Raw genomic sequence first — 16567 nt, 5'->3', positions numbered from 1 at the left:
GTTGCCGCCGCGAATGGCTGGAATGGACGATTATCCCTTGCCAGAGCGGTACAACGCGCCTATACGCGCGACTTCACTCGCTCGACGGGCCAAAAGTGGCATGCCTGCCGGGCGAAACGACCAAATCCAATAAGGAGCTGGCAAATGCCCAAGATGAAGACCAAGTCCGGGGCCAAGAAACGGTTCAAGGTGACCGCCACCGGCAAGATCAAATCCGCTCAGGCCGGCAAACGGCACGGAATGATCAAGCGCACCACAAAGTTCATTCGGAACGCTCGCGGTACCACGACTCTTTCTGAGGCGGATACCAAGATCGTGAAGAAATATATGCCATACGCGCGCTGAGGAGTTTGAGAGATGTCCCGAGTCAAAGGCGGTACCGTCACCCACGCTCGTCACAAGAAGGTCCTGAAGGCTGCGAAAGGCTATTACGGATCGCGTTCGCGCAACTTCAAGACGGCCACGCAGGCTGTCGACAAGGCGAACCAGTACGCAACGCGTGATCGCAAGGCCCGCAAGCGGCAGTTCCGCGCGCTGTGGATCCAGCGAATCAACGCCGCCGTGCGTGCGCATGACGAGGCGCTGACCTATTCGCGCTTCATCAATGGCCTGGCGAAGGCCGGTATCGAGGTGGACCGCAAGGTTCTGGCCGACCTGGCCGTGAACGAGCCGGATGCCTTCACCGCGATCGTCGACAAGGCGAAAGCCGCGCTGGCCTGATCCGACGCATCGCTGCGTCACGGAATCGAACCCCACCGTCCCATCCGGGTCGGTGGGGTTTTTCTTTGCGCGGGTGGGTGCCTATTGGCCGCCCGGCGTCATAACGTTCGCCCCGGGCGCCATGCGGGGCAGGTCATATCGCCGGTTCACGACAGCGCGCGGGCCCACGGAGATGCGTTCGCGCGCGACCTGGCACTGAATCTGGCTCCAGGGCGGAAGACCGCTGCGCCGGGGCTTGGCCAGGCATTCCTTCGGCTCGCCCAGCGTGCGCCATGTTCCCGCGGTACAGAGATTCAGGCTGCCTTCCAAACCGGCGCTGAAACCGGCAACCGGTTGCATGCCAAAGAGCGTGCCGCGCATGGAGCAGGCCGTCAGCAACATGACCCCCGCTCCGTAACCGATGGCCACGCCGGCCGAATTGATCCATCCCCAGGAGGCGTTCAGATCCGCAAGGCTCATGTTCACCACGGTGGTGATCGGGGTGAAATCATCGTAATCGACGGTGAGATCGGTCGGCCCGGTTCCGCCCGCCTTGGCACCGAAGCCAATACCAGCCCCCGCGAAGACAACATGCGAACGCACGTTGATCTCCCAGCTCTGGATTTCGAAAACCCAGCCTCCACCCGTCAAAACGGCGCCGCCTCCAACGGCCCCTGCGCAGGCGATATGCCAATGAGTTGACCTGTCTGTGGGCAATCCGATCTTTTTCGGCATGGCAACCTCCGCCTTAACTTAATGAGACTCCTTCAATTGACGCAGGGTAACACAATACGGGCACGCGCCAAAACGCCCGCGCCAACGGTCCCCCCGGTCCGTCAGCGGGCTTGCCTTCATCCACCCATGTGATAGGCCCTCGCCAGAATTCCGCGCCAGTCCTGCAAGGGCCGGCGGTGTGCCGAGACGAACGGGAGCCAGCCATGGAAGAGCTGAGGCAGAAATACATCGCCGCTATCGCGGAGGCCGCCGACGAAGGCGCGCTCGAGGCGCTGCGCGTCCAGGCCGTGGGCAAGAAGGGCGAAGTGAGCCTGAAGATGCGCGAGCTGGGCAAGATGTCGCCCGAGGAGCGGCAAGTCGCCGGCCCCGCGCTCAACGCGCTCAAGGACGAGATCAACTCGGCGCTCGCCGCCAAGAAGGCTGCACTGGCCGATTCCGGGCTGGAAGAACGCCTCAAAGCCGAATGGCTGGACGTGACCCTGCCCGCACGCTCTGAGCGCCGCGGCTCGATCCACCCGATCAGCCAGGTGACCGAGGAGGTCACCGCGATCTTCGCCGATATGGGCTTTGCCGTGGCCGAGGGTCCGCAGGTCGAGGATGACTGGCACAATTTCGACGCGCTCAACATTCCGGGTCACCACCCGGCCCGCGCCGAGATGGACACGTTCTACATGTCCCGCGCCGAAGGCGACGATCGCCCGCCGCATGTGCTGCGCACCCACACCTCGCCAGTTCAGATCCGCTCCATGCTTCAGCAGGGCGCCCCGATCCGCATCATCGCGCCCGGCCGTGTCTATCGTGCCGATTACGACCAGACCCACACGCCGATGTTCCACCAGGTCGAGGGCCTCGCCATCGACAAGGACATCTCGATGGCGAACCTGAAATGGGTGCTGGAAGAGTTCTGCCGCGCCTTCTTCGAGGTGGACGGGGTCGAGCTGCGCTTCCGCGCCAGCCATTTCCCCTTCACCGAGCCCTCGGCCGAGGTCGATATCCGCTGCTCCTGGGAGGGCGGCACGCTCAAGCTGGGCGAAGGCGACGACTGGCTCGAAATCCTCGGTTCCGGCATGGTGCACCCGAAAGTGCTTGAATCCGGCGGGATCGACCCGAACGAATGGCAGGGCTTCGCCTTCGGCCTCGGCATCGACCGAATCGCGATGCTGAAATACGGCATCCCGGACCTGCGCGCTTTCTTCGACAGCGACCTGCGCTGGCTGCGCCACTATGGCTTTGCCGCACTCGACGTGCCGTCGATCCACGCAGGCATCAGCCGCTGATCAGTACCTTGCGGGCGGCTTCATGAAGATGGCGTCGCCCCGCTTCTCGCCCCTGACATCCTCGTCGCAGCCGATCACTTTGAGACCGGTGCGAAATTCGTGCGTGCTGCATTCGCCCAAAGCCTTGGATAGGGTCACGACCCGCTGGGGAAGCCTTTCCTCTTCTTCTGCATGCTCATAGCTCTTCCATGACCCCGCGACCGCGGCGGCGCCCAGAATGATCGCGAGCGCGAGAACGATATAGCCGGACTGGTCACCCTGTAACGTCGACATGAAGAACACCACAATTCCAATATCTTTGATATGGAAATAAATTTGGAATAAACTTTGACGAAATTAGATGATTTTCTTGAAGGGAATAATTTTTCTTAAGGGACACCCCGCAGATGCGCGGGGTGTCTCGATTTTGTGTATTTTACATATGCCAATTCAAAGCAGATCGCGCAGAAGCCCGCCTTGCGCGGCAGGATTTCGCGATGCGGGACGGAACGCCGTCACTTCTCGACGGCGGCCATTTCTTCGGTCTTTGGCGACAGGACTGGCAACAGCTCACTGACGGGCATGTTCCATATCCGTGACGGATGAAAACGGCAGATCAGCCGATTCAACTCGGGATCGCTCGTCCAGCCACCACAGGAAAGCCCGCCCGCAGCGGTCGTTCCCTTGCCGGAATTGTCACTCACAAGCCCGAGTCCCAACAGGATAACAAGGCCGAGGACCAGGGGTCGCCCCAGCCCTCCCAGTGTTTGCGCAAGTGCCCCCATGCTCAAACTCCAAAATGTTGCGGCCCCCACCAACAACATGGTCAGGATAGGGCAAAATTGTGGCCTATTCTGGGCAATAGATGGCAGAATTCAGGGACAATTCTGGATCAGGGGCCCGATTGTCGCGCTGTATTGCGGGAAAGACCCTTGCCTCGCGGCCCCATGCACAGGAATGACCACGCCGGCCCTTCACCCCTGCGCTGCAATGGGCTAAGGACACGCGACTTCTTAGAGATGCAGGGGCCGACCCGATGAAATTCACCCTTTCCTGGCTCAAACACCACCTTGAGACCGAGGCCACGCTGGACGAGATCCTCTATGCCCTGACCGATCTCGGGCTGGAGGTCGAAGGCGTTGAAAACCCGGTGGACCGGCTGTCCGAGTTTACCATCGGCAAGGTGACCCACGCCGAGAAACACCCCGATGCCGACAAGTTGAAAGTGTGCAAGGTCGAGACCGACGAGGGCGAGTTGCAGATCATCTGCGGCGCGCCCAACGCGCGGGAGGGCATCACCGTTGTCGTCGCCAAGCCGGGCGTCTACGTGCCCGGCATCGACACCACCATCGGCGTCGGAAAGATCCGCGGCATCGAGAGCCACGGCATGATGTGCTCGGAGCGCGAGATGGAGATGTCGGACGCCCATGACGGCATCATCGAGCTGCCCTCGGGCGAGGTCGGCCAGCGCTTCACCGACTGGCTATCCGAGAACCAGCCGGAACGGGTCGATCCCGTGATCGAGATCGCCATCACGCCGAACCGCCCCGACGCGCTCGGTGTCGAGGGTGTGGCCCGCGACCTGGCCGCGCGTGGCCTGGGCACGCTCATTCCGCGCGAGACCGATCCCGTGCCCGGCAGCTTCCCCTGCCCGATCGGCGTCAGCATCGACGCGGATACGCTCGATCAGGCCCCGGTCTTCTATGGCCGCGTGATCAAGGGCGTGAAGAACGGCCCCTCGCCGAAATGGCTGCAGGATTACCTGCGCGCCATCGGTCTGCGGCCGATCTCGACGCTGGTCGATATCACCAATTTCTTCACCTATGACCGCAACCGCCCGCTGCACGTCTTCGACGCCGACAAGGTGAAGGGCAACCTGCGCCTGCACCGCGCCAAGGGCGGCGAGACGCTCGTCGGCCTCGACGAGAAGGAATACACCTTCGAGGCGGACATGACGCTGATCTCGGATGACGAAGGCGTGGAGAGCATCGCCGGCGTCATGGGCGGCCTGCCGACGGGCTGCACCGAAGAGACCACGAATGTCTTCCTCGAAGCCGCCTATTTCGACCCGATCCGCACCGCCTATACGGGCCGCGCGCTGAAGATCAATTCCGACGCGCGCTACCGTTTCGAACGCGGGATTGACCCCTGCTGGACGCCGGTCGGCATCGAGCATGCCACGCGGATGATCCTTGATCTCTGCGGCGGCGAGGCCTCGGACGTGGTCATCGCCGGCGAGATTCCGGATGTGGACCGCGCCTACAAGCTGGACACGGCTCGCGTTGAGAGCCTTGTCGGCATGGAGATCCCGGCCGCAGAGCAGCGCGCGACACTGGAGGCGCTCGGTTTCCGGCTCGAAGGCGACATGGCCCATGTGCCAAGCTGGCGCCCCGACGTGATGGGTGAGGCGGATCTGGTGGAGGAAGTCGCCCGCGTGGCGTCGCTGACCAAGCTGGTGGGCAAACCGATGCGCCGCGCTTCTGCCGGTGTGCCCGAGGCCGTTCTGACGCCGATGCAGCGCCGGGAAGCAACCGCGCGGCGCACCATCGCCACGCTCGGCTACAATGAATGCGTGACCTATTCCTTCGTGGACGAGGCCTCTGCCGGGCTGTTCGGTGGCGGCACGGACGCGACCAAGCTGGACAACCCGATCTCCTCGGAGATGAGCCACATGCGGCCGACGCCGCTGCCCGGCCTGCTTCAGGCCGCCTCCCGCAACCAGGCACGCGGCTATGCCGACCTGGCGCTGTTCGAGGTCGGCCCGGCTTTCCACGGCGGCGAACCGGACGAACAGCAGCAACTGGCCTGCGGCGTGCTCGTCGGCCATTCGGGACCGAAGGACGTGCATGGCTCCCGCCGCGCTGTCGACGTCTTCGACGCCAAGGCCGATATCGAGGCGGTGCTGGCGGCCATCGGCGCGCCCGCCAAGGTGCAGATCCGCCGCGACGTGCCGGAATGGCTGCACCCGGGCCGCTCAGGGGCGATCTGCCTCGGGCCGAAGAACGTTCTGGGCTATTTCGGCGAGCTGCACCCCAAGGTACTCGACGCGCTGGACGTGAAGGGTCCGGCAGTTGTCTTCTCGGTCGATCTGGCCGCAACGCCCTTCCCGAAGGCGAAGGGCACCAATCGCGGCGCGCTGGAGCTGGCGGACCTGCAGGCCGTGGAGCGAGACTTCGCCTTCGTCCTGGATGTCGGAACCGAGGCGCTGACGGTCGTCAACGCCGCCGCCGGTGCCGACAAGACACTGATCGAGGAGGTTCGCGTCTTCGACGAGTTCCACGGGGAAAAGGCCGAGGCGCAGATGGGCGCGGGCAAGAAGTCGCTGGCCATCACCGTCCGGCTGCAGCCGAAGGATCGCACGCTGAAAGAGGCCGATATCGAGGCTGTCAGCAAGAAGATCATCGAGAAGGTCGCCAAGGCGACGGGCGGCGTTCTTCGGAGCTGACCCGCCCCCCCCCAGCGACATCTTTGAAGGCGCCGAGGAAAAATGCTTCCCGGCGCCTTTTTCGTGCCCCGTAATCCGCGCGATCCGGGGGCGTTTCGCATTCCCCTGCTTGCCTCCGCGCGCGTTCGCGGGCATTCAATGGGCCAAGCGAGAAAGCTACCCAAACAGGAGAAGCCAATGCTCAAAGGGCTCGGCAACCTTGGCGACATGGCCAAGATGATGAAGAAGGCGCAGGAGATGCAGGGCAAGATGGCCGCCCTGCAGAGCGAGTTGGAAAACACCGTCGTGATCGGCGAAAGCGGCGCGGGCCTGGTTAAGGCACGGGCGACCGCCAAGGGCGACCTGACAGGCCTCGATATCGATCCCTCGATCTTCAACCCCGACGAGAAGGAAGTCGTCGAGGACCTGATCCTTGCCGCGATCAAGGACGCGCAGAGCAAGGCCGCCCAGAAATCCAAGGAAGAGATGGAAAAGCTCACCTCCGAACTTGGCCTGCCGGCGGGCATGGATATTCCGGGGCTCTGATGACGCAAGCGCCGCGCGATATCGAAGACCTGATCGAGTTGATGGCCCGCCTTCCGGGGTTGGGGCCGCGCTCGGCGCGGCGCGCGGTGCTGCACCTGATCAAGAAGCGCGGCCAGTTGCTGATGCCGCTGGCCGACACGATGCAGAACGTGGCCGTCACGGCGCGCGAATGCGTTAATTGCGGCAATGTCGGCACCAGCGAGATCTGCGAGATCTGCGCCTCGGCCAAGCGCGCCAACGGCGAGATCTGCGTGGTCGAGGACGTCGCGGATCTCTGGGCGATGGAGCGCGCCAGCGTCTTTCGCGGCCGCTACCACGTGCTTGGCGGCACGCTCTCGGCGCTGGATTCCATCGGGCCGGAAGAGCTGCGCATCCCGCGGCTTGTCGAACGGATCTCGGAAGAAAACATCTCCGAAGTGATCCTTGCGCTCAACGCCACGATCGACGGCCAGACCACCGCGCATTACATCGCCGAACAGCTCGAACCGCTCGGCATCGCAGTGACCTCGCTGGCGCAAGGCGTGCCGGTGGGCGGTGAGCTGGACTATCTCGACGACGGCACGATCACGGCGGCCTTGCGGGCGCGCAAGGCGCTCTGAGAGCGGATCAACGCCCCGCGTCCACAGCCAGGACGGCGTGGGTCTCGCCTTCGAAAACGGGAGTCAGCGCGGAGCAGGGCGGGGTTGGCAGCCGGCTGTTTTCCACCAGCACATAGGTGACCGGATAGAGCGCAAGCACGCGCTCCAGCGCCGCGCAATCCAAAGCCTCATCCTTGGAGAAAACATCCTCGGCCAGCCGCAGCCGGTGGTCCCATTCGAGTACCTCGGTGTCGAGATAGGGATGGGTCTTGCGCGACACGAATTGCGGCACCATCGCCTCCAGCCGGAAATCCTCCAGCGCCGGATCGGTCAAGTAGAGCGTTCCCGGCGCGTAGGTGTCGCGCGCGAAAGCAACGTGATCCGGCGGAGTGGTGCCCGAAATCTGCCGCCACTTGATCGCCGCCCCGTCCAGCGCCGCCCAGCCGGCACCGGCCAGTGCGACCGCCGCAAGAACGGCAGGCAGCTTGCCCGTCGGGAAACGCTCGAACAGTTTTTCCAGAAGCCAGCCCAACAGCAGCACCGTGCTCAGCGGCACGATGAGGATGGAGGCGCGCCACGGCGCCATCAGCGCGATCTCGGCATTACCGGTGAGCGCCACGAAGCCCGCGCCGCCGACCGCGAGCACAAGAAGGGCCACCAGAAGGTTGCGCAGAATCCCGGCCGGCGCCACCGCCAGCCCCAGCAACGCCAGCGCCAGTTTTCGGAAGGCGACGAAATCGGCCCATTCGCGCGGGTCGGAATGGAAGGGGATGCGCTCAAAGGCGAGAATGGCATTGGCCTTGGCCATGACATCGGGATCGGTCGGCGCAAAGCGGATGGCGAGATCGAGCGGCGGAAGCACAAGTAGCGCCAGCGCGCCGGAAAGCGGCAGCAGCGGCAGGCCGAGGCCGGCACGCCAGCGCTCCCAGGCAAGGATTGCCACCGCGATGGCCGAGAAGGCGATATATGCCGGGTGGATCGCGGCCGGAACCGCCGCCAGCAAGAGCGCGGTCGGGCGGCGGCGGAGCGCCAGCAGCAGGGCAGGCAGGTAGAGGATGCCAAATTCCGAGGGCTGCAGGTATCCGCGCATCATGTTCTGCCCGGCAACACCCCGCAGGCTGTCCTCCTGCGGAGGATGCACCAGCAGCACCAGCACCGCAGCCGCGACGGTCAGGAACAGCGGCGATGCGCCATGTTTCGGCGCCATCACCCGGGCAAGGGCCAGCAGCGACAGGAACATGATCGCCAGAAGTGCAATTTCGAGGCCGTAGAAGACCAGCGGCGAGGACCACGCGGCCACCGCATGTACAAGGCCGGTGAAGACGGGCAAGCCATCGACCGTGCCGGCCGTCCAGTCAGCGCCCAGCCGGTCGGGAAAGGCTGTCGCCAGCCCGTGCAGGAATTTCGTGTTCTGGTTCTGGTAATAGAGCGGGGCCATCCATGTCGCGGCGATGAACAAAACGCACATCGCAGCCTGAATGGCAGTGGCAAGGCCAGCGTTGCGATCCGAAGATGTCATGGCCTGTACCCTTGGGTTCTGTGTTCGTCCGCAGATGGGCGGGTCGCGAAACGGCAGCGCTGCGCCGGGGCCCGCGCCCCGGCCACGACGTCTCAGCGGTCGTCTTCGTCCTCGTCCTCGTCGTCCTTGGCGTCGGGCAGGTTGAAGAAGCTGTCCGCATCCAGGATCGGACCCTGGTCATCGTCATCGTCCTCGTCGTCGCTGCGCGGATCGCCCCCGAGGGTGAAGGTCTCCAGCCCGGAGATCGCGGTCGGGATCTTCGGTTCCGGATCGGCGGCCAGCGACTGCTCGGTGGAGACGAGCTTGCGGCGCTCGTCATCGGTCATGACTTCGCCATCGGCGGCCCGCTTGGCGGCGGCTTTCTGAACCACGGCGTCAAGTTCCGACTGCTTGCACAGCCCAAGCGCCACCGGGTCGATCGGCTGCATGTTGGCGATGTTCCAGTGCGTGCGCTCGCGGATGGACTGGATCGTCGGCTTGGTGGTGCCCACCAGCTTGGAAATCTGGCCATCTGTCAGCTCGGGGTGGAACTTGACCAGCCAAAGGATCGAGTTCGGGCGATCCTGGCGCTTCGACAAGGGCGTGTAGCGCGGACCACGGCGTTTTTCCTCGCCCACGGCGGCTGCGTTGAATTTCAGCTTGAGCTTGTGGAGCGGGTCCTTCTCGGCCCGCTCGATCTCGATCTGATCCAGCTGGTTGTTGGCAACCGGATCGAAGCCCTTGACGCCGGCGGCTACGTCGCCATCGGCGATACCCTGCACTTCGAGTTCGTGCAGGCCGCAGAAATCGGCGATCTGCTTGAAGCTGATCGTCGTGTTATCGACCAGCCAAACGGCGGTCGCTTTTGCCATGATCGGCTTGTTCATGTCTGCCTCCTTAGCACAATTCCCCCGTGGCCTGGAAAGGGCCGCGACCTTCCGGGCCGCTTTTCCTCGTTTTCGGGAATTGCTGGGGATATAAGCCCGGAGAGGCAGAAAGGGAAGTCCAAATGCGTTGGTTGATTTTGTTGTGCGTGCTTTCCGGAGCAGCCTTCGCGGATGGCGAGAAGGCCGGAGATTTCGACTACTACGTGATGTCGTTGAGCTGGACTCCGAATTTCTGCGCGCTTGAGGGGGATGCAAAGGGTTACGAGCAATGCGATCGCGGCACCGGCAATGGCTGGGTGCTGCACGGGCTCTGGCCTCAATACGAGGATGGCTGGCCCGCTCATTGCCCCAGCGCGGAACATAACCCCTCCAAACAGGAAACCGCGGCGATGGCCGATATCATGGGTTCTTCGGGGCTCGCCTGGTACCAGTGGAAGAAGCACGGGCGCTGTTCCGGCCTGTCCTCGCAGGAGTATTTCGCGCTTTCGCGGGAAGCTTATCGGAGCGTCGAGCGACCGGAAGTCCTGCGCAAGCTCGACCAGACGGTCGCGGTGCCAGCCTCGGTGATCGAGGAGGCGTGGCTGCAAGCCAACCCGAAACTCAAGCCGGACATGGTCACGGTCACCTGCAAGGACGGCCGGATTGCCGAGACGCGGATCTGTTTCACCAAGGGGCTTGTGCCGCGCTATTGCGGCGGGCGCGCGGTGCGCGATTGCACGTTAAGCGACGCCCTGCTCGAACCTGTGCGCTGACACGAAGGCGGCCGCGCCACTCACTGCCGAGCCATCAGGCTGTTGGTCCCGCGCGGACACAAGCCACACTCAGAACTTCCCTAACGTCAACTATTCTGGTACCATCCTTCGCATTGTACAAGTTCTTATGTCTCGAGTGCCCGTTTCCCAGTCCCGCGATGATTATTTAATCGCGCCAACCCGGCCGGAATCCGCGTCCCTCGGTTTTTCAGGGCGGTTCCGGGCCCTATAAGAGGCTGACATTGATGTCCTTTTTGAAAACAACGAGTCTTTTGCTGGCCACTGCAGTCGCCTTTCCCGTTTTCGCGGGAGACGCGAGCGAGATCCCGGAAAAAAAGCAGACGAAGGCGGGGTTGTACCTGACCTCGCTCACTGCAAGTGAAATGCTTCAGGACGAGAGTGTCCTGCTGCTGGATGTCCGGAGCCGACCGGAGGCTGCTTTTGTCGGGATGCCGCAACGGGTGGATGTGCATATTCCCCTGATGGTCATGTCGGAGGGCGTGCAATACGATCCGGACAAGAAGACCTACAAGTTGGAGCCGAATGCGGGTTTCGAGTTCGATTTCCTCGATTTCGCCGAGGCGCATGAGCTGGCCGACGACGCACCGATCGTGATCATGTGCCGGTCGGGATCGCGCAGCGCGAAGGCGGCCGACCTGCTCTACGACCTTGGTTATACCAACGTCTATTCGGTGGTGGACGGCTTCGAGGGCGACGTTGCCAAGAACGGGCCGGACAAAGGCCACCGCGTGGTCAATGGCTGGAAGAATGCCGGCCTGGAGTGGAGCTACGAGATCGACCTCGAGCACGCCTATCTGGCCTCCGGCGATTAACAGGAGCCGAGTGCGGACATCGTGTCCGGCTCAGAAGCTGACATCCCATTTTCAGGACTTCGCCTGAATGCCGGCGGTTGGCAGGTCCGGATCCTCCGGGCCTGCCCACGGATATCAGTTCGCGTCCTCGGATTGATCGGGTTCGATCATCTTCCAGATGATGGCGCCGAGCGCGCCGCCGGCAAGCGGGGCAACCCAGAAAAGCCAGAGCTGAAGCATGGCCGTGCCGCCGCCGAAAAGCGCCACGCCGGTGGAACGCGCGGGGTTGACGGAGGTGTTGGTGACCGGGATCGAGATCAGGTGGATCAGCGTCAGGCCGAGGCCGATGGCGATGGGCGCGAAGCCGGCCGGCACACCCTTGGAGGTCGCGCCGAGGATGATCAGCAGGAACATCGCCGTCATCACGATCTCGCAGACCAGCGCCGCGAAAAGGCCGTAGCCGCCGGGCGAGGCCAATCCATAGCCGTTCAGGGCGAAATTGCCCGCCGAGGAGAAGCCCTCCGCGCCATTGGCGATAATCCAGAGGATGAAGCCCGCGGCGATGGCGCCCAGCACCTGGGCGATCCAGTAGGGGATCAGCTCGGCGCGGTCGAACTTGCCGGCCACCATCAGGCCGAGCGAGACGGCGGGGTTGAAATGCCCCCCGGAGATACCGCCCACGGCATAGGCCATGGTCAGGACAGTCAGGCCGAAGGCGAGCGACACGCCCAACCAGCCAATGCCGACGTCCAGGTTACCTGTCGCCAGCACGGCAGAACCACAGCCGCCAAGAACGAGCCAGAAAGTGCCGATGAATTCGGCATAGAGTTTTTTTAACATGGAACAATTCCCGAAAATGTTGGTCACGGCCACAAACGGCGCAGCCTCCGATTGCGAAGCTGAACCAGAATCGAGTGTTTCCAAAACTCTTTATTGCCCCTGTGGCGCTTAACCGGCGATTTGGAGGACGATCTTGCCAATATGGCCGGAGGATTCCATGCGCGCATGGGCCGCGCCGGCCTCTTCGAGAGGGTAGGTAGAGTCCATGATCGGCGCGACAGTGCCCGCCTCCAGCAGCGGCCAGACCTTTTCGCGCAGCGCCCGGGCAATGCGGGCTTTGGCGAGATCCGATTGCGGGCGCAGGGTGGAGCCTGTGACCGTCAGGCGGCGCATCATGATCTGGGCGAAGTTGAGCTCGACCTTGGAGCCTTGCAGGAAGGCGATGAAGACCAGCCGGGCGTCATCGGCCATTGCCTTGATGTTGCGCGGAATATAGGAGCCGCCGACCATGTCGAGCACGAGGTTCGCGCCACCTTCGGCGCGCAGAATCTCGACGAAATCTTCGTCACGATAATTGATGGCACGCTCCGCGCCGAGCTTTTCGCAGGCGGCGCATTTTTCGGCGGACCCTGCCGTGGCGAAGACGCGGGCACCGTAGGCCGTGGCAAGCTGGATCGCCGTCGTGCCGATACCGGAGCTGCCGCCATGCACCAGGAACCGTTCGCCCGCTTTCAACCCGCCACGCTCGAAGACATTCGACCAGACGGTGAACATCGTCTCCGGCAGGCAGGCTGCCTCGCGCATTCCCATGCCCGCCGGCACGGGCAGCGCGTGGGCGGCGGGGGTGGCGACATATTCGGCGTAGCCGCCCCCGGGCAGCAGCGCGCAGACCTTGTCGCCCACGGACCATTCGCTGACTTCGGGGCCAACCGCCACGACTTCGCCCGAGGCTTCCAGCCCGGGCAGGTCGCTCGCGGTGGGCGGTGCATTGTAGAGACCGGCACGTTGCAGAGCGTCCGGACGGTTGACGCCAACCCATTCGGTACGAATGAGAATTTGACCGAGGCCGGGCGTGGGAACGGGCCGCGTCACAAGCTGGAGCACTTCCGGCCCGCCGGGTTTGGTTATCTCGACGGCACGCATGGACTCAGGCAGGCTCATTACGGGGACTCCTTTATTGCTCGCCCCGGTAATGCACCCTTGCCGAGCGGGGTGCAATCACTCCGGCTTCCCGGTCTCGTCCGTCCAGCTGCCGGGGAAACCATCGTCTTGCTTGCGCGGGGGGCGTATCTGGCTGGCAAGCCAGTTGGGACCGGCAAAGATCAGCTTCATCAACGGGTTTCCGGTGACCTGCGCACGCACGCGCTCAAGGTTCATCACGTCGTCGACGCGCGAATGAAGGAACTCCCAGGTGCGCTCGCAATTCTCGCTCTCGTCGCCCAGCCAATAGAGGACTGTCGCCGAGTAGACACCGGCGAGCGAGGCCCGCTTGGTGTACCAGTTCACGTCGTCGGTATTGTCGCCGAGCGCGTTCCAGATCTTGTCCGCCGTTCCCCAGATCGCGCGGGCACCATCGCCGGCGTTACCGGGCAGCGCGAAGAGCGCCGAGCCGCGGCGCACCGCTTCCTTGTCGTCGATGGCCTCGATGCGATAGAGGATCGCGGTGGCGATCCGGTCGCGCAGACGCAGGGTCGGCAGGTCTTCGAGCGCAAGGCGTCGCTCCATCTCCGCGTCGCCACGCTCGTGATAGGCAAGCGCCAGATCAATCGGTCCGCGGGGGCAGAGGACCCTGGCAACGGAGGGCTCGATCCCGGCGTCGCGGCAGGCGGCGCGAAACGTCTCCTGACTCCAGCCATCAAAGGTGACATGGGGCAGTGCAGCATCAAGCAGTTTCGATTTCAGCTCGGCCTGCGTGTCGGTTTCGGTCATGGACGCCCCTCGCTCTGACGAATCGTTACCGACAAGGTAGACAGACCACCAATGCTTTGCTATAGAGGCCGCTCCTGCAATCATTGCAACTCTTACAAGAAAGGTGGTGACAACCACATGCAGGTCAGTGTTCGCGACAACAATGTCGACCAGGCGCTCCGCGCTCTGAAGAAAAAGCTGCAACGGGAAGGCGTTTTCCGTGAGATGAAGCTCAAGCAGCACTTCGAGAAGCCTTCCGAGAAGAAGGCACGCGAGAAAGCCGAGGCGATTCGCCGTGCACGCAAGCTGGCGCGGAAGAAGGCGCAGCGCGAAGGGCTCCTCTAAGTTGGCGAGACCCACGGCGCCGTCTTGAGGCGCTTGAGAGATCGACTTGGCGGACGCCAGTCATAAGACCCCCGGCAGTTGCTCGGGGGTTTTTTTTGGGGGGGTAATTCGATGAGCACGCTGGGAAGCATCATGCGAAATCTCGCCGACGCAGCGGCCTTCATGAATCGCGGACTTAGTTATGATCCGGATTTCATGTATAAGCGGGGAAAACAAAGAAACGTCTGAGGCAAGGCCCGCAAAACCTTCTGAGAAGTTCATGGGCTTTATATAGGCAAGCTGCAAGAGTGGAGCAGAGATGTCCAACTACGTACTAGCTGGCTATCAGTGGACAGACTACACAGTGACCTGGGCCTATGTCGGAGACATGGCGTATTACGATGAAATCGTGGCAGCATTCCAAGCCTGGGATGATGTGATTGAACTCGACTTTGTCCAGGTGGCCGATCCCTCCAGCGCCGATATCTACATCTATTTCAGCTATATCGACGGCTCGTATAACACACTCGGTGCGGCTACGACGAGCTACTACCCGGGAGCAATCGTCGATTCCTCGATCGCCATGGACAGCGCCGAAATCTGGAACTGGAATGGCAGTGGGCACACCCTTAACGGCAGCACGACAACATTCTACGAAGTGATCGCGCACGAGATCGGACATGCCATCGGCCTAGATCATTCAAGCAATCCAGATACGCTCATGTATTACCTTGCTAACGGCTCAGCAACGGACCTGACCTATTGGGACATCTATGGCGCACAGCAGATGTATGGCCCCGAAACGAGTTTCAGTTGGTCATACGGCTGGTACAAGGCTTGGGCCTATGGGTGGTGGGCCGATGGATGGACATATGGCTGGCATCAGGACTGGTATGTTGGCTGGCACTACGCCTATGATTATGGCTGGCACATCGCGTGGAATTACGGCTGGCATACCGATTGGGCCTATGGCTGGTACGGAACGCCCGCTTACGGCTGGCACGAGGACTGGTATTTTGGTTGGTCCCTTCAATGGGCTTATGGCACCCATAACGACTGGTACTTCGGCTGGAACACTGGCTGGTACGCTGTGCCGGACTATGGTTGGTATGACTACTGGAATTATGGTTGGTACTCAGCGTGGGATTTCGGTTCATACTGGTCGATTGGTTACGGCTGGTACCGGGCTTGGGATTATGGCTGGGATGGCTATTGGAACTATGGTTGGTATGCCAGTGGTTGGACATATGGCTGGTATTCCGTTTGGGACTACGGCTGGGATCTCAGTTGGAACTACGGCTGGTACTCCTACTGGAACTACGGATGGCACTAGCTATATGGATGAGCGGCCGACTGTTTCGTGGCGCACCATAGCCCCGTGTGCTGACAGGCCCCAACAAGAAACCGCCGCGCTTGCCTTGGAAAGGCGCGAACCTGAGTCTTAAATTAGCGGCCCCCGTAATGCTACGTCCCTTGGCCAGATTGTTTCCGCAAGTTACTGAAAACTTGGCTCCCTATTACTTCAAACTGCGCTGACACCGCCCTCCAGAATGTCGCAGAAAAGCTGCATCCGGGTGGTGGCATTCCCTCGGGAATGGGTCTAGGGAGCAGATATGGAATACTGGATCGTTGCCGGATTTGCGGCATTTCTGATGGGGCTGTCCAAGGGCGGCGTTCCGATGATCGCGCTGCTTTCCGTTCCGCTCATGTCTCTGTTCATGGATCCGGCACATGCTGCCGGGCTGCTTCTGCCGATCTACATCGTGGCCGACATGTATGCCATATACCTGTTCAGACGCGCTTTTTCGGTTCGCAACCTGCAGATCCTCCTTCCCGGCGCCATTTGCGGCATCCTCACCGGTTATATCGCCGTGGCGCATGTCCCCGGCGACATGGTGAAACTGCTCGTGGCCGGGATCGGCCTGTCCTATCTCTTCAACGCCATGCGCCAGCGCATCTCCCGGCGCGAGGTGCCGCCCAGGCCGGCCGACGTGCCGCGTGGCCTGTTCTGGGGCGCGCTGGCCGGTTTGACCAGCTACGTCTCCCATGCCGGCGGCCCTCCCTTTCAGGCCTATGTCCTGCCGCAGAAGCTGGACAAGATGGTCTATCTGGGAACGACGACGATTTTCTTCTCCATCGTCAACCTGTTGAAGGTGCCCCCTTTCATCCTCGCCGGGCAGATCACCTGGGAGAGCTTTCAGCAAGCCGCCTGGCTCGCACCGCTGGCGCTGGCCGGCGCCTGGACCGGGGCCTCGATTTCACGCATCCTGCCGGAGAAGGTCTTCTTCATGCTGATCGAGATCGCGCTCGCCGTCGTGTCGGTCAAACTGCTCTACGAAGTGCTGATCGCGGGCTGAACGCCAGAAGG

Annotated in this window: 19 protein-coding genes; 11 read left to right on the top strand and 8 right to left on the bottom strand. The window is 62.5% G+C overall.

What is annotated here, in order from left to right; genetic code table 11:
• Positions 1-144 precede the first annotated feature (144 nt).
• Together rpmI and rplT are read left to right on the top strand one after the other, a co-directional pair.
• Positions 145-345 (top strand): 50S ribosomal protein L35, encoded by a 201-nt coding sequence (gene rpmI, locus BLR85_RS05695; RefSeq protein ID WP_068307425.1) that lies wholly within the window; start codon positions 145-147, stop codon positions 343-345.
• Positions 346-357: 12 nt separating this feature from the next.
• Positions 358-720, top strand: a complete 363-nt coding sequence (gene rplT, locus BLR85_RS05690) for a 50S ribosomal protein L20 (RefSeq protein ID WP_093151345.1) — start codon at positions 358-360, stop codon at positions 718-720.
• 81 nt (positions 721-801) lie between these two features.
• On the opposite strand, the gene BLR85_RS05685 is transcribed toward rplT, so the two are convergent.
• Complete coding sequence (locus BLR85_RS05685; RefSeq protein ID WP_093151341.1) at positions 802-1434, bottom strand: hypothetical protein; 633 nt, start codon at positions 1432-1434, stop codon at positions 802-804.
• Positions 1435-1637: 203 nt separating this feature from the next.
• Between BLR85_RS05685 and pheS the strand changes: the two genes are divergently transcribed.
• Positions 1638-2711 (top strand): phenylalanine--tRNA ligase subunit alpha, encoded by a 1074-nt coding sequence (gene pheS, locus BLR85_RS05680; RefSeq protein WP_093151336.1) that lies wholly within the window; start codon positions 1638-1640, stop codon positions 2709-2711.
• Here the strand turns inward: pheS and BLR85_RS05675 are convergent, their stop codons facing one another.
• On the bottom strand, positions 2712-2984 hold the full coding sequence (locus tag BLR85_RS05675; protein ID WP_139188312.1) for a hypothetical protein: 273 nt from the start codon (positions 2982-2984) through the stop codon (positions 2712-2714).
• Between the two features lie 221 nt (positions 2985-3205).
• Positions 3206-3475, bottom strand: coding sequence for a hypothetical protein (locus BLR85_RS05670; protein ID WP_139188311.1), 270 nt, complete (start codon positions 3473-3475; stop codon positions 3206-3208).
• A 251-nt stretch (positions 3476-3726) separates the two neighbouring features.
• Between BLR85_RS05670 and pheT the strand changes: the two genes are divergently transcribed.
• From pheT to recR, 3 genes are all read left to right on the top strand, one after another.
• Positions 3727-6135, top strand: a complete 2409-nt coding sequence (gene pheT, locus BLR85_RS05665) for a phenylalanine--tRNA ligase subunit beta (RefSeq protein ID WP_093151321.1) — start codon at positions 3727-3729, stop codon at positions 6133-6135.
• Positions 6136-6312: 177 nt separating this feature from the next.
• Positions 6313-6660: a YbaB/EbfC family nucleoid-associated protein gene (locus tag BLR85_RS05660; protein WP_068307441.1), complete on the top strand. Its 348-nt coding sequence runs from the start codon at positions 6313-6315 to the stop codon at positions 6658-6660.
• Positions 6660-7259: a recombination mediator RecR gene (gene recR, locus BLR85_RS05655; protein ID WP_093151316.1), complete on the top strand. Its 600-nt coding sequence runs from the start codon at positions 6660-6662 to the stop codon at positions 7257-7259. The genes BLR85_RS05660 and recR overlap by 1 nt, the downstream gene beginning before the upstream one ends.
• Before the next feature lie 7 nt (positions 7260-7266).
• Here recR and BLR85_RS05650 read toward each other — a convergent pair whose 3' ends face one another.
• Positions 7267-8757 (bottom strand): DUF6798 domain-containing protein, encoded by a 1491-nt coding sequence (locus BLR85_RS05650; protein ID WP_093151308.1) that lies wholly within the window; start codon positions 8755-8757, stop codon positions 7267-7269.
• A gap of 92 nt (positions 8758-8849) precedes the next feature.
• Positions 8850-9623 (bottom strand): DUF1013 domain-containing protein, encoded by a 774-nt coding sequence (locus BLR85_RS05645; protein WP_093151303.1) that lies wholly within the window; start codon positions 9621-9623, stop codon positions 8850-8852.
• 122 nt (positions 9624-9745) lie between these two features.
• Here BLR85_RS05645 and BLR85_RS05640 point away from each other — a divergent pair, with 122 nt between their 5' ends.
• Positions 9746-10375, top strand: a complete 630-nt coding sequence (locus BLR85_RS05640; RefSeq protein WP_093151299.1) for a ribonuclease T2 family protein — start codon at positions 9746-9748, stop codon at positions 10373-10375.
• Between the two features lie 245 nt (positions 10376-10620).
• Complete coding sequence (locus tag BLR85_RS05635; RefSeq protein WP_093151296.1) at positions 10621-11208, top strand: rhodanese-like domain-containing protein; 588 nt, start codon at positions 10621-10623, stop codon at positions 11206-11208.
• Positions 11209-11322: 114 nt separating this feature from the next.
• Here the strand turns inward: BLR85_RS05635 and aqpZ are convergent, their stop codons facing one another.
• The 3 genes from aqpZ to BLR85_RS05620 form a co-directional block, all read right to left on the bottom strand.
• On the bottom strand, positions 11323-12027 hold the full coding sequence (gene aqpZ, locus BLR85_RS05630) for an aquaporin Z (protein WP_093151582.1): 705 nt from the start codon (positions 12025-12027) through the stop codon (positions 11323-11325).
• A gap of 108 nt (positions 12028-12135) precedes the next feature.
• Complete coding sequence (locus BLR85_RS05625) at positions 12136-13122, bottom strand: NAD(P)H-quinone oxidoreductase (RefSeq protein WP_093151578.1); 987 nt, start codon at positions 13120-13122, stop codon at positions 12136-12138.
• Positions 13123-13185: 63 nt separating this feature from the next.
• Complete coding sequence (locus tag BLR85_RS05620) at positions 13186-13896, bottom strand: COQ9 family protein (protein WP_093151292.1); 711 nt, start codon at positions 13894-13896, stop codon at positions 13186-13188.
• A gap of 117 nt (positions 13897-14013) precedes the next feature.
• Here BLR85_RS05620 and rpsU point away from each other — a divergent pair, with 117 nt between their 5' ends.
• The 3 genes from rpsU (at position 14014) to BLR85_RS05605 (ending at position 16556) form a co-directional block, all read left to right on the top strand.
• Complete coding sequence (gene rpsU, locus BLR85_RS05615; protein ID WP_005614280.1) at positions 14014-14220, top strand: 30S ribosomal protein S21; 207 nt, start codon at positions 14014-14016, stop codon at positions 14218-14220.
• A gap of 298 nt (positions 14221-14518) precedes the next feature.
• On the top strand, positions 14519-15532 hold the full coding sequence (locus BLR85_RS05610; RefSeq protein ID WP_093151288.1) for a matrixin family metalloprotease: 1014 nt from the start codon (positions 14519-14521) through the stop codon (positions 15530-15532).
• A gap of 280 nt (positions 15533-15812) precedes the next feature.
• Positions 15813-16556, top strand: coding sequence for a sulfite exporter TauE/SafE family protein (locus BLR85_RS05605; protein ID WP_093151283.1), 744 nt, complete (start codon positions 15813-15815; stop codon positions 16554-16556).
• The last annotated feature ends 11 nt before the right edge of the window (positions 16557-16567 follow it).

The sequence above is a fragment of the Aliiruegeria lutimaris genome, assembly GCF_900099935.1.
In the GTDB taxonomy this organism is placed as follows: domain Bacteria; phylum Pseudomonadota; class Alphaproteobacteria; order Rhodobacterales; family Rhodobacteraceae; genus Tropicimonas; species Tropicimonas lutimaris.
The sequence above is the reverse complement of the archived record's forward strand: the minus strand, read 5'-3'. Positions and strand labels throughout refer to the sequence as shown.

Bases quoted from the DNA above. Each gene is read 5' to 3' on its own strand.
- BLR85_RS05685 (WP_093151341.1), bottom strand. From the start codon at position 1,434: ATGCCGAAAAAGATCGGATTGCCCACAGACAGGTCAACTCATTGGCAT.
- BLR85_RS05670 (WP_139188311.1), bottom strand. From the start codon at position 3,475: ATGGGGGCACTTGCGCAAACACTGGGAGGGCTGGGGCGACCCCTGGTC.
- aqpZ (WP_093151582.1), bottom strand. From the start codon at position 12,027: ATGTTAAAAAAACTCTATGCCGAATTCATCGGCACTTTCTGGCTCGTT.
- pheT (WP_093151321.1), top strand. From the start codon at position 3,727: ATGAAATTCACCCTTTCCTGGCTCAAACACCACCTTGAGACCGAGGCC.
- recR (WP_093151316.1), top strand. From the start codon at position 6,660: ATGACGCAAGCGCCGCGCGATATCGAAGACCTGATCGAGTTGATGGCC.
- BLR85_RS05650 (WP_093151308.1), bottom strand. From the start codon at position 8,757: ATGACATCTTCGGATCGCAACGCTGGCCTTGCCACTGCCATTCAGGCT.
- BLR85_RS05605 (WP_093151283.1), top strand. From the start codon at position 15,813: ATGGAATACTGGATCGTTGCCGGATTTGCGGCATTTCTGATGGGGCTG.
- BLR85_RS05660 (WP_068307441.1), top strand. From the start codon at position 6,313: ATGCTCAAAGGGCTCGGCAACCTTGGCGACATGGCCAAGATGATGAAG.
- BLR85_RS05610 (WP_093151288.1), top strand. From the start codon at position 14,519: ATGTCCAACTACGTACTAGCTGGCTATCAGTGGACAGACTACACAGTG.
- BLR85_RS05640 (WP_093151299.1), top strand. From the start codon at position 9,746: ATGCGTTGGTTGATTTTGTTGTGCGTGCTTTCCGGAGCAGCCTTCGCG.
- rplT (WP_093151345.1), top strand. From the start codon at position 358: ATGTCCCGAGTCAAAGGCGGTACCGTCACCCACGCTCGTCACAAGAAG.
- pheS (WP_093151336.1), top strand. From the start codon at position 1,638: ATGGAAGAGCTGAGGCAGAAATACATCGCCGCTATCGCGGAGGCCGCC.
- BLR85_RS05620 (WP_093151292.1), bottom strand. From the start codon at position 13,896: ATGACCGAAACCGACACGCAGGCCGAGCTGAAATCGAAACTGCTTGAT.
- rpmI (WP_068307425.1), top strand. From the start codon at position 145: ATGCCCAAGATGAAGACCAAGTCCGGGGCCAAGAAACGGTTCAAGGTG.
- BLR85_RS05635 (WP_093151296.1), top strand. From the start codon at position 10,621: ATGTCCTTTTTGAAAACAACGAGTCTTTTGCTGGCCACTGCAGTCGCC.
- BLR85_RS05675 (WP_139188312.1), bottom strand. From the start codon at position 2,984: ATGTCGACGTTACAGGGTGACCAGTCCGGCTATATCGTTCTCGCGCTC.
- BLR85_RS05645 (WP_093151303.1), bottom strand. From the start codon at position 9,623: ATGAACAAGCCGATCATGGCAAAAGCGACCGCCGTTTGGCTGGTCGAT.
- rpsU (WP_005614280.1), top strand. From the start codon at position 14,014: ATGCAGGTCAGTGTTCGCGACAACAATGTCGACCAGGCGCTCCGCGCT.